This window comes from Streptomyces europaeiscabiei, from assembly GCF_001550375.1.
Classification (GTDB): Bacteria; Actinomycetota; Actinomycetes; order Streptomycetales; family Streptomycetaceae; genus Streptomyces; species Streptomyces europaeiscabiei.
The window spans coordinates 1-11,170 of sequence record NZ_LRTR01000412.1 but is presented as its reverse complement, the minus strand read 5'-3'; the positions used below and the strand labels follow the sequence as shown (position 1 = coordinate 11,170).

Genomic DNA, 11,170 nt, shown 5'->3' with positions numbered 1-11,170 from the left:
CCAGGGCGAGGCCGCCGATCCAGGCGCCGCCGGCGTTCGCGAGGTTGAAGGCGGCCTGGTTGGCGGAGGAGGCGAGGGAGGGGGCGGCGGCGGCCTTCTCCATGACCATCAGCTGGAGGGGCGAGCCGGTGGCGAAGGCGGCGACGCCGAGGAGCAGGACGGCCAGGGCGGCGCTCCACTGGGCGGACATCAGGACCGGGAACAGGGCCAGGACGAGGATCAGCGACGCCAGGCCGCCGAACAGCGTGCCTCGCAGGGAGTGGTCGGCGAGGCGGCCACCGGCCAGGTTGCCGATGGTCGCCCCCACACCGAACAGCGCGAGCAGCAGGGTCACGCTGGTCCCGGCGTACCCGGCGGAGTCCGTGAGCATCGGCGTGATGTAGCTGTAGGCGGAGAAGAGCGCGCCGAAGCCGGCGACGGTCGTGCCGAGGGCGAGCCAGACGGGGAGCGAGCGCAGGGCGCCCAGTTCGCCGCGCAGGCCGGTCGTCGGGGCGGCCGCGCGGTCGTGCGGGATCAGGAGCGCCAGGGAGGCGATGGCCGCCAGGCCGATCGCGCTCACGCCGAGGAAGGTGATCCGCCAGCCGAAGTGCTGGCCCACGAGGGTCGCGGCCGGTACGCCGGCGACGTTGGCGATCGTCAGGCCCAGGAACATCAGCGAGACCGAGCGGGCCTTGCGCTCCGGTGCCACGAGGCCGGTCGCGACGACCGCGCCGACGCCGAAGAAGGCACCGTGCGGGAGACCGCTGAGGAAGCGGGCGGCGAGCAGCCAGTGCTCGTCGGGGGCGAGGGCGGACAGGGCGTTGCCGACGACGAAGAGGACCATCAGCCCGATCAGGACCTTGCGGCGGGGCAGCCGGGCCGTGACGGCGGCGAGCAGCGGGGCGCCGATGACGACACCCAGCGCGTACGCCGAGACGAGGTGGCCGGCGGCGGGGATCGAGATGCCGAGGTCGCCGGCGACCTCGGGGAGGAGGCCCATGATGACGAACTCGGTCGTGCCGATTCCGAAGGCGCCTACGGCGAGAGCGAGCAGGGCCAAGGGCATGGCGGAGAGACCTTTCAAAGACAGCAGGAGGGCAGGGAAGGGGAACCGGATTCGGTCCCCATCGTATGTTCACTGACGGAACAAACTCGAACCCGGGCCCTATTCCCTCCGCGCCCCCGACCGTCCCACCAGCTCCGTCAGCTCCCGGACGTGTCGATCGTCACCCGCGCCGCCACCGGAAGATGGTCGCTGCCCGTCTCCGGCAGGGTCCACGAGGCCGTCGGCTCCATGCCCCGGACCATGATCTGGTCGATGCGGGCCATCGGGAACGCCGCCGGCCAGCTGAAGCCGAAACCGCTGCCCGCGGCGCCCTGGGTGGAGCGCATCTGGGCGGTGACGGCGTTCAGGGCGCGGTCGTTCATGGTGCCGTTGAGGTCGCCGAGGAGGGCGACCTGCTGGATCGGCTCGTCGGCGATGGCCTCGCCGAGGGCGTTGGCGCTCTTGTCGCGCTGGCGGGCGGTGAACCCGGCCTCCAGCTTGACCCGTACCGAGGGCAGATGGGCGACGTACACGGCGACGGGCCCGTCCGGCGCCGCCACCGTCGAGCGCATCGCGCGCTCCCAGCCGAGCTTGATGTCGACGGGCTTGGTGTCGCTCATCCGGTACTTGCTCCACAGCCCGACGGTGCCGACGACCTCGTGGTACGGGTACGTCGCCGCCAGGGCCTTCTTGTACACCGGCATCGCGCTCTCGGTCAGTTCCTCCAGTGCCACCACGTCCGCGCCGGAGGAGGCGACCTCGCCGGCCGTGCCGGACGGGTCGGCGTTGTCCGCGTTCACGTTGTGGGTGACGACGGTGAAGTCACCGCCGTTGCCGGTCTTGCTGGAGACCAGTCCGCCGAAGATGTTCAGCCAGACGACCAGGGGCACGAGGAGCGCGATGAGGGCGGTCGCCGACCTGCGGACCAGCGCGAGGACGAGCAGCAGCGGGATCGCGACGCCCAGCCAGGGCAGGAAGGTCTCGGTCAGGCTGCCGAGGTTGCCGACGGCGTTGGGGACTTGGGCGTGCAGCACCATCAACAGCGCGACGAGGAACGCGAGTACGGCGAGGACGATGCCGCGCCGCCAGATCCGCCGGTCCCCTCTCCAGCCGCCGAAGAGGCGGCTCAGCAGGCGCCGGAGCCGGGATTGTTCGCGGCCCTGACCCGTGCCGCCGTCGCCCGTCTCCGTCATGTACGCCTGCGCCATACCGTCCTCACAACCTGCCGTGCGCTTCGTCCCCCGCGCCTAAAGACCCTAGGGGATGATCGCCGTCGATCCTGCCGCCACATGGCGGCCGTACGGAACGAGGACGAACAACCCGCTGTTCGGAGTTCCGAACCGGTGGACAGGTCCCGACGTCTGTAACGAAACGCGCACATCACTGTGACTCAGCTCGCAGAAGGACGAAGTCCTTCGAGCACCGTGTCGACGATGTTCTCCGCGAGATTTTCGGGGAGGGGGGCGTCCGGGCGCATGACGGTGCGGACGAGCATGGGGCCGAAGACCAGATCGCCGACGAGGTCGATGTCGACGTCGGCGCGGAGTTCGCCGTTGTCCCGGCCCCGGCGCAGGACGTCGGCGAGGGCCCGGCGGCGGGGGGCGACGACGTCCGCGTGGTAGGCGTTCCAGATCGTGGGACTGCTCTTCATCTGGGCGATGACGTTGTGCAGGATCGCCGACGGCCGGTTGAGCAGCCCGCGTTGGCGTGCCGCCTCCAGGACGACGACCAGGTCGTCGCGCATCGAGGTGCCGGGCAGCACGGGGTCCGGGGGTTCCGCGGCGCGCAGTACGTCGACGAAGAGCGCCTCCTTGCCGCTCCAGCGGCGGTAGATGGTCGCCTTGCCGACGCCGGCCGTGCGGGCCACCCGTTCGATCGACAACTCCGAGAGAGGCACGCCCTCTTCGAGGAGCTTCAGCACTCCCTCGACGATGGACCGCTCCACGGCCTCGCTGCGGGGCCGCCCGCGTCCGGGACTCCCGTCCCGGACCCGCCCGTCTCCGGCGTGGCTGTCGGCGAGGCTCAAGGTCGGCTCCGTCTCTGTCGTTCTCCGGGTGCCGGCGCTGTCGTGCTCCGGTGTCCGGGGTGATTCTCTCCCGCGTGCGGCGGTGGGGGTGCCGTACGCGGACGCCGGTCACTGGTCCGCGGCGACCAACTCCGTCTCGTCCTTGCCCTCTTGGCCGCCCTTCGTCCGTCCCGGCAGGAACACCGCCATCGCCACGGCACCGATCAGGGCGATGCCGGCCCCGCACAGGGCGGTCACGTGCATGGCGTGCAGGAAGGCGTCGTGGGCCGGGCCGACCAGGGCCTCGCCCCGCTCGCCGAGGCGGGCGGCGAGACCGAGGGTGGCCTCGATGGACTCGGCGGCGGCGTGCGGGGCGCCGGCGGGCAGCTTGTCCTCGATGCCGTTCCGGTAGGCGGTGGACAGCACCGAGCCGAGGACGGCGATGCCGAGGGCGCCGCCGACCTGGCGGAAGGTGTTGCTGAGCGCGGACGCGGAGCCGGCCTTCTCGCGGGGCAGGGCCTGCATGATGACCACGCTCAGCGGGGTCATCACGTGCGCCATGCCCACACCCATGAAGAAGAAGATCACTTCGAGGATCCAGATCGGCGTGTCCGCGTCCAGCACGGCGAACGCGGCCAGCATCCCGGCGATCAGCGTCATGCCCACCGTGCACACCGCGCTGTTGCCGAAGCGGTCGACGACGAGCCGGGCGCGCGGCGCGAAGACGAGCTGCGCGACGGCCAGCGGCAGCATCAGCAGACCGGTCTGGAGCGGGGAGTAGCCGCGCACGGTCTGGGTGTAGAAGACGGAGAAGAAGGTCACGCCCATCAGCGCGAAGAAGACCACGCCGATGACGCCGATGGCGGTCGAGAACACCTTGTTCCTGAAGAACGAGATTTCGATGGACGGGTGGTCGCTGCGCTTCTCGAAGACGACGAAGGCGGCGAGGACCGCGAGGCCGGCCGCGATGGTCACGAGGACCGTGGCATCGGTGAAGTCGGCGAGCTGGCCGCCCCGGATGATGCCGTAGACGAGGAGGACGAGGCCGACGACGGAGAGCAGGACGCCGACGGGGTCGATGCGGCCGGGGGCGGGGTCGCGCGAGTCGGGCACCAGCCAGATCATCAGGCCCAGCGCGAGGACGACGATCGGCACGTTGATCAGGAAGACCGAGCCCCACCAGAAGTGGTCGAGGAGGACGCCGCCGGTGATCGGGCCGATGGCGATGGCGAGACCGACGCCACCCGCCCAGATACCGATGGCCTTCGGCTGCTCGTCGCGCTCGAAGACGTTCATCAGGACGGCGAGCGTGGCGGGCATCACGAAGGCCGCGCCGAGGCCCATCACGGCGCGGAAGGCGATCAGCTCCGCCGGGGAGCCCGACATGGCGGCCAGGGCCGAGCCGATGCCGAAGACGACGAGTCCGCCGAGCAGCACCTTCTTGCGGCCGAGCCGGTCGCCGAGCAGCCCCGCGGAGAACAGCAGCCCCGCGAAGACGAGGGTGTAGGCGTTGATCGCCCACTCCAGCTCGCTCTGGGTGGCGCCGAGGCCGGTGGGCTCCGGGGTGGAGATCGTCTTGATGGCGACGTTGAGGATCGAGTTGTCGAGCACCACGATCAGCAGGCTCAGCATCAGCACGCCGAGAATCACCCAGCGGCGCCGGTGCACCACCGCTGGTATGCGGGAGTCAGGGACTGCGGTAGTCATGGCGTCGACCCTAGACCTATTTCGATACGGGACCGTCTCGTATCGTAAATCTTTTACCCCACTCTTACGCATCGCAACCGGTACACACCGCATGCCGGTACACACCGCGGTCCGGCACACACCACATGCCTGAACGGTCACACCGACCGCCCTCCCCTAGCCCTCACTTGCCCGAGGTGCCACCATGGAAGCGGTCCGGGGACGCCGTCAGGGTGCCTCGAGATGACATGAAGGAGCTGTAGCGATGACACAGCTTTCGGCTGCCCAGACGAAGCCCTCCGACGGCAGCAAGGCGCTGTACGGGGGCAAGGGCACACGCCGTATCACCGTCCGGGACATCGCCCTCGCCAAGGAACGCGGCGAGAAGTGGCCCATGCTCACCGCGTACGACGCGATGACCGCGTCCGTGTTCGACGAGGCCGGCATCCCGGTCATGCTCGTCGGCGACTCCGCGGGCAACTGCCATCTCGGCTACGAGTCGACCGTGCCCGTCACCCTCGACGAGATGACCATGCTCTCCGCCGCCGTCGTACGGGGCACCAGCCGCGCCCTGATCGTCGGCGACCTGCCCTTCGGCTCCTACCAGGAGGGTCCGGTGCAGGCGCTGCGCTCGGCGACCCGGCTGGTCAAGGAGGCCGGGGTCGGCGCGGTCAAGCTGGAGGGCGGCGAGCGGTCGCACCGCCAGATCGAGCTGCTGGTCGAGTCGGGCATCCCCGTCATGGCCCACATCGGCCTCACCCCGCAGTCCGTCAACGCCATGGGCTACCGCGTGCAGGGCCGGGGCGAGGAGGCCGCGCAGCAGCTGTTGCGCGACGCCAAGGCCGTCCAGGACGCGGGCGCGTTCGCGGTCGTCCTGGAGCTGGTTCCGGCGGAGCTGGCGGCGGAGGTCACGCGGGTGCTCCACATCCCGACCGTCGGTATCGGCGCGGGCGCCGACACCGACGCGCAGGTCCTCGTGTGGACCGACATGCTCGGGCTGACCGGGGGGCGGATGCCGAAGTTCGTGAAGCAGTACGCCGATCTGCGGACGGTCATGGGTGACGCGGCGAAGGCGTTCGCGGAGGACGTCGTGGGCGGGACGTTCCCGACGGAGGAGCACTCAGTCCACTAGCGCTCCGTCCACCAGCACTCCGTCCACCAGGCCTGAGGGCCGTTTGAGCCACCGCGGTACCACCGCAGCCCGCCGATCTTCCCCCGTCGGCGGGCTGCGGCTTTGCGCGTGGTGGCGCGGGAGGGGGTGGGTTCGGATGCGTCGGCGGGTGCGGGTGGTTCGTGGTTGCTCGCACAGTTCCCCGCTCCCCCGAAAAGCGGGGGCTGCGCCCCGTGCTTCTCGACCCGCCGGATCCGCCGTTCTCAGGCTCCCAGGGCCTGTCGTCCTTCAGGCCCTCAGGGGCCTGGTCTTCCAGGGGCGCGGGGAGCTGCGCGAGAAGCCCCACCGGACCCGCACCCGCCGGCGCACCGCCCCCACCCACCACCACCCCCGCACGCGTGTCGGCGCCCCGTCGGTCGTGTAGGTGGGCTGTCGGTGGATTGTCGGTGGGGTCTGGGAGCGTCGTCCTCATGACACGAATCGACAAGAACGCCAGCGGCGCGAAAGGCGCTGTCGCCGTGCGGGGGCTGGTCAAGCACTACGGGGAGACCAGGGCGCTGGACGGTGTCGACCTGGATGTGCGTGAGGGCACGGTGATGGGCGTGCTCGGCCCGAACGGGGCGGGCAAGACCACGCTCGTGCGCTGCCTGTCCACCCTGATCACACCCGACGCCGGGCACGCGACGGTGGCCGGCTACGACGTCGTACGCCAGCCGCGCCAGCTCCGCCGGGTGATCGGCCTGACCGGTCAGTACGCCTCGGTGGACGAGAAGCTGTCCGGCTTCGAGAACCTGTACATGATCGGCCGGCTGCTCGACCTGCCCCGGAAGGAGGCGAGGAGCCGCGCCACCGGTCTGCTGGAGCGGTTCTCGCTGACCGAGGCCGCCGGGCGCCCGGCGGCGACGTACTCCGGCGGTATGCGGCGGCGGCTCGACCTGGCCGCGTCCATGATCGGGAGCCCGGCCGTGCTGTACCTGGACGAGCCGACGACCGGCCTCGACCCGCGGACGCGGAACGAGGTGTGGACCGAGGTGAAGCGCATGGTCGGCGACGGCGTGACCGTGCTGCTGACCACGCAGTACATGGAGGAGGCCGAGCAGCTGGCCTCCGAGCTGACCGTGATCGACAAGGGGAAGGTCATCGCGGGCGGCCGTATCGAGGAGCTGAAGGCCCAGGTCGGCGGGCGTACGCTCCGGCTCCGGCCGGCCGATCCGGTGCATCTGCGGCCACTGGCCCGGGAGCTGGACGGCCTGGGCATCACCGGGCTCGCCACGACCACCGTGGACCCGGAGACCGACACCCTCCTCGTGCCGATCCTCAGCGACGAGCAGCTGACCGCGGTCGTCGGCGCGATCACCGCGCGCGGCGTCACCATCGCCTCGATCAGCACCGAGCTGCCCAGCCTGGACGAGGTGTTCCTGTCCCTCACCGGCCACAGGGCCGGCGCGCCGCAGGACGCCACCCCGTCCCCCGCCTACGAAGAGGTCGCCGTATGAGCGCCGCCACCACCGTCCCCACGACCGGTGAGACCGCCAGGACCGTCGGGACCGGTCAGGCCGACGGCCGGATCGGGCTGCGGGCCCACGCACGGCACACCGGCGCGCTCGTCCGGCGCAATCTGCTGTGGATCCGGCAGGACCCCGAGTCGATGTTCGATGCGGTCCTCATGCCGATCGTGTTCACCCTGCTCTTCGTGTTCGTCTTCGGCGGCTCCATCGGGCAGGCGCTGGGCGGCGGCCAGGAGCAGTACGTGCAGTACGTGGTGCCGGGCCTGATGGCGATGATGGGCATGAACATCGCCATGGGTGTCGGCACGGGCTTCAACGAGGACTTCCAGAAGGGCGTCATGGACCGCTTCCGGTCCCTGCCCATCGGCCGGTCCTCGGTGCTGCTCGCGAAGATCTCCGTCGAGCTGCTGCGCATGCTGGTCGCCACGACCATCCTGCTGACCGTCGGTGTCCTCATCGGCTTCGACATCACCAGCTGGCCCGGGCTGTTCGGCGCGGTGGGCCTGGCCGTCGTCTTCGGGTCGTCCCTGATGTGGATCTTCCTGGTGCTGGGCGTGACGATGAAGAACGCCCAGTCCGTGCAGGCGATGGGCTTCCTGGTGCTGTTCCCGCTGCAGTTCGGCTCGTCGATCTTCGCCCCGACCCAGTCCATGCCGGGCTGGCTGCAGGCCTTCACCGACTACAACCCGCTGTCGTCCCTCGCGGACGCCGCGCGCGGGCTGATGACCGGCGGACCGATCACCCACGACCTGCTGGTCACGCTCGGCTGGTCGGTGGGCCTGACGGCGGTGATGGCGCCGATCGCTATCCACAGGTTCAAGACGAAGAGCTGACCTCCGAGGCCGTGGCGCAAGGGTGACGGCAGAGGTCATACGAGGGCGGCGGCCTCCTCCAGGGTGAGGGCGCCGCCCTCGGCGTACGCCCTCGCGTAGGCCGCGTCGTCCAGCAGCGCCCGCGTCACGCCCTCGGCCTCGGCGCGCGCCTCGACCTCCATGGGGCTGGAGAAGTGGTTGGGCGGCAGCAGCGCGTCGGCGGCTCCGAGCAGCCGGGCCGCGTCGAGAGCACGGGCGCCGCCGTCGACCCCCGCGCAGGAGATGGCGGCGGTCACCAGATGGACGGCGGGCATATGGGGCGCGACCGTCAGGGACAGCCGGTCCAGGCTCCGCTCCAGCGCCCGGCGCATGATCCGCAGCGCCTCCTCGTGGCATCCGTCCATCGCCTCCAGCCAGCCTTCGACGCCGAGGAAGAACCCGGCGAAGAGCACGAATTCGGCGGCGTGGAAGTCCTCACGCAGCAGGGTGAGCTGCTCCCGGGCCTCGGCCGGGCGCCCGCTGCGGCCGAGCCGGACGGCGAGGAAGAGACGGGCGATGGGCACCGCCTCGCGGGCGGCGGCGCGGCGCCCGGCCGCCAACACGTCGAACAGCATCTTCTCGCCGCGCTCCGCGTCGCCGCTCTCTATGTACGCACTGCCGAGCCGGACGCCGAGGACCCCCAGCTGGGCGTTGGCGCCGAGCCGTTCGGCGTACGCGATGGCCCGTTCGTAGTCCGCGGCGGCGAGCACGAACTCGCCCTGGCGTTCCAGGGACTCGCCGCGCGCCGAGAGCGCCTCGGCGGCGCCCCAGGCGTCCCCGAGCCGGTCGAAGATCTCCAGCGACTCGTCGGCGTCCGTGATGGCGTCCCCCGCCCAGTCGCTGCGGTTGGCGAGGATGTTGGCCCGCGCCTGCAGGGTCTGCGCCAGCTCCCAGGTGAAGCCGAGTTCGCGGCAGGTGCGGATGTTGGAGTCGAGGATGGCCCGCAGCCGGGGCATGTCGCCGGTCAGCAGGACGGCGTAGAACCACATGAAGCCGGGGAAGCGGCAGGTCTGCGGCTGGCCCGGCCGGTAGGTCTCGCTGATGACCCGCAGTTTCTCCTGGGCCGCGGAGTTCTGCCAGGCGGGCAACTCCATGTCCATACAGGCCAGATGGACGAGGTGCACCCCGCGCCGGGCCTCGTCGAGGACGGCCGGACTCATCGGCGGCGGGCTGTCGACGGCGCGCCCGCGCAGGTCCGGGACGGGGCGCGCGGGCGCGGTGAAGGGGTCCGGGCCGAGTTCCTTGACCTGCGCCGACCAGTGCCGGGCCTCGGTCTTCAGATCGCGCATCTGCCAGTACCAGCACAGCGACAGCGCCAGACAGAGCGCCTCCTGCTCGTCCCGCTCGGCGACGGCGTACCTGAGGGCGGTGCGGATGTTCTCGTACTCCAGCTCCAGCAGTTCGATCGCGGCGCGCTGGCCGGAGCCGCGCAGCAACGGGTCGGTGGCGCGGACGAGTTCGCGGTAGTGCGTCAGGTGCGCGCGTGCGGCGGCGGGGCGGGTGCCGGTCTCGTCGAGCCGTTCGCCTGCGTACTCGACGACGGTCTCCAGGAGCCGGTAGCGCATCTCGCCGCCCCCCGTGCCCGTGCCGCTGCCCGCCGAAGGGGCCGCCACGACGAGGGACTTGTCGACCAGCGAGCCGAGCGCCTCCAGCGCGGCGGGACCGCAGACGGCCTCGGCGGCGGCCAGGTCGCAGCCGCCGGCGAACACCGACAGCCGCCGCAGTACGTACCGTTCGTCCTCGTCGAGCAGTTCCCAGGACCAGTCGACGACCGCGCGCAGGGTCTGCTGCCGGGGCAGGACGGTACGGCTGCCGGAGGTGAGGAGCCGGAAGCGGTCGTCGAGACGGTCGGCGATCTGGCGGGGTGTCAACATGCGCAGCCGGGCCGCCGCCAGCTCGATGGCGAGGGGGAGTCCGTCGAGGCGGCGGCAGATCTCGGCGGCGGCCTCCGGGTCGGCGGCGACGGTGAACCCGGGCCGGGCGGCCGTTCCCCGGTCGGCGAGCAGGCGCAGCGCGTGGGGCTCCGTCAGCGGTTCCACCGGACGCACCAACTCCCCCGGTACGCCGAGGGGTTCGCGGCTGGTGGCCAGTACGGTCAGCGTCGGACAGCGCTGGAGCAACTGGTCGACGAGGTGGGCGGCGGCGTCCACGACGTGTTCGCAGTTGTCGAGGATGAGCAGCATGCGGCGTCCGGCGCAGTGTTCGGCGAGGCGGGTCAGCGGGTCGTCCTGGCGGTCCGCCGCGACGCGCATCTCCTCGGCGCCGGCACCTCTCAGGACGGTCTCGCGGGCGCCGAGCGCCGTGAGCACGGCCTCGGGGACGTTCGCCGGGTCGTCGACGGGGGCGAGTTCGGCGAGCCAGACGCCGTCCGGCATGGCCTCGGCGACCGCCTCGCCGGCCTCCTGGGAGAGACGGGTCTTGCCGGCGCCGCCCGGGCCCAGGAGCGTCACCAGGCGGGTGGTGGTGAGGTCGTCGCGGATGGTGTCGATGTCGGTGTCGCGGCCCACGAAGGAGGTGAGGCGGGCTCGGAGGTTGCCCGGGGGGCGGGCGGGGTGGGAGTTCGGGTTGGGTTTCTCGCCCCCGCCGCCCCTACCCGTCCCTCCCCTGCGGGTGGGTGGGGGCTGGTCGCGCAGTTCCCCGCGCCCCTTGTGGGGCTCGGCCAGGAGCTCTTCGTGCAGTGTGCGCAGGGCCGGGCCCGGGGTCGTGCCCAGGCGGTCCGCCAGGAGGGTCCGGACGTCTTCGTAGGCGGCGAGGGCCTCGGCGGAGCGGCCGGTGTCGCGCAGGGCCCGGAGGCGGAGCGACTGGAGGGGTTCGTCGAGGGGGTGGGTGTCGCAGAGGGCGGTGAGGTCGGGGAGGGCGGAGTCGGCGCGGCCCAGGGTGAGGGCGGCGGTGAGGCGGGTGCGGTGGGCGTCGAGGCGGCGGGTCTCCCAGCGGCCGGCCTCGGCGGTGCGGTCGGGGAGGTCGGCGAGGGGCGGGCCCTGCCAG

General features: G+C 71.6%; 8 protein-coding genes. 3 read left to right on the top strand and 5 right to left on the bottom strand.

The window, feature by feature from the left end:
- The 4 genes from AWZ10_RS19830 to AWZ10_RS19815 form a co-directional block, all read right to left on the bottom strand.
- A partial coding sequence (locus tag AWZ10_RS19830) for an MFS transporter (RefSeq protein ID WP_060891717.1) occupies positions 1-1,045 on the bottom strand: 1,045 nt, incomplete at its 3' end.
- Positions 1,046-1,182: 137 nt separating this feature from the next.
- Positions 1,183-2,232, bottom strand: a complete 1,050-nt coding sequence (locus AWZ10_RS19825) for an endonuclease/exonuclease/phosphatase family protein (RefSeq protein WP_046704383.1) — start codon at positions 2,230-2,232, stop codon at positions 1,183-1,185.
- Between the two features lie 182 nt (positions 2,233-2,414).
- Complete coding sequence (locus AWZ10_RS19820; RefSeq protein WP_060891716.1) at positions 2,415-3,050, bottom strand: TetR/AcrR family transcriptional regulator; 636 nt, start codon at positions 3,048-3,050, stop codon at positions 2,415-2,417.
- A gap of 108 nt (positions 3,051-3,158) precedes the next feature.
- Positions 3,159-4,736 (bottom strand): MFS transporter, encoded by a 1,578-nt coding sequence (locus AWZ10_RS19815; RefSeq protein WP_060891715.1) that lies wholly within the window; start codon positions 4,734-4,736, stop codon positions 3,159-3,161.
- A 244-nt stretch (positions 4,737-4,980) separates the two neighbouring features.
- On the opposite strand from AWZ10_RS19815, the gene panB reads away from it, so the two are divergent.
- The 3 genes from panB (at position 4,981) to AWZ10_RS19800 (ending at position 8,167) form a co-directional block, all read left to right on the top strand.
- The gene (panB, locus tag AWZ10_RS19810) at positions 4,981-5,847 is read left to right on the top strand and encodes a 3-methyl-2-oxobutanoate hydroxymethyltransferase (RefSeq protein WP_046704380.1); all 867 of its coding nucleotides are present in this window, start codon (positions 4,981-4,983) and stop codon (positions 5,845-5,847) included.
- A 449-nt stretch (positions 5,848-6,296) separates the two neighbouring features.
- Positions 6,297-7,322, top strand: coding sequence for an ATP-binding cassette domain-containing protein (locus tag AWZ10_RS19805; protein ID WP_060891714.1), 1,026 nt, complete (start codon positions 6,297-6,299; stop codon positions 7,320-7,322).
- A complete protein-coding gene (locus tag AWZ10_RS19800) occupies positions 7,319-8,167 on the top strand; it encodes an ABC transporter permease (RefSeq protein ID WP_046709306.1) in 849 nt (282 codons plus the stop codon). The genes AWZ10_RS19805 and AWZ10_RS19800 overlap by 4 nt, the downstream gene beginning before the upstream one ends.
- Before the next feature lie 35 nt (positions 8,168-8,202).
- On the opposite strand, the gene AWZ10_RS19795 is transcribed toward AWZ10_RS19800, so the two are convergent.
- Positions 8,203-11,170, bottom strand: a 2,968-nt coding sequence (locus AWZ10_RS19795) for an ATP-binding protein (RefSeq protein ID WP_060891713.1), incomplete at its 5' end; no start/stop codon positions are given.

Excerpts from the sequence above, each read along its gene's own strand:
- AWZ10_RS19805 (WP_060891714.1), top strand. The coding sequence starts at position 6,297 with ATGACACGAATCGACAAGAACGCCAGCGGCGCGAAAGGCGCTGTCGCC.
- AWZ10_RS19825 (WP_046704383.1), bottom strand. The coding sequence starts at position 2,232 with ATGGCGCAGGCGTACATGACGGAGACGGGCGACGGCGGCACGGGTCAG.
- AWZ10_RS19800 (WP_046709306.1), top strand. The coding sequence starts at position 7,319 with ATGAGCGCCGCCACCACCGTCCCCACGACCGGTGAGACCGCCAGGACC.
- panB (WP_046704380.1), top strand. The coding sequence starts at position 4,981 with ATGACACAGCTTTCGGCTGCCCAGACGAAGCCCTCCGACGGCAGCAAG.
- AWZ10_RS19815 (WP_060891715.1), bottom strand. The coding sequence starts at position 4,736 with ATGACTACCGCAGTCCCTGACTCCCGCATACCAGCGGTGGTGCACCGG.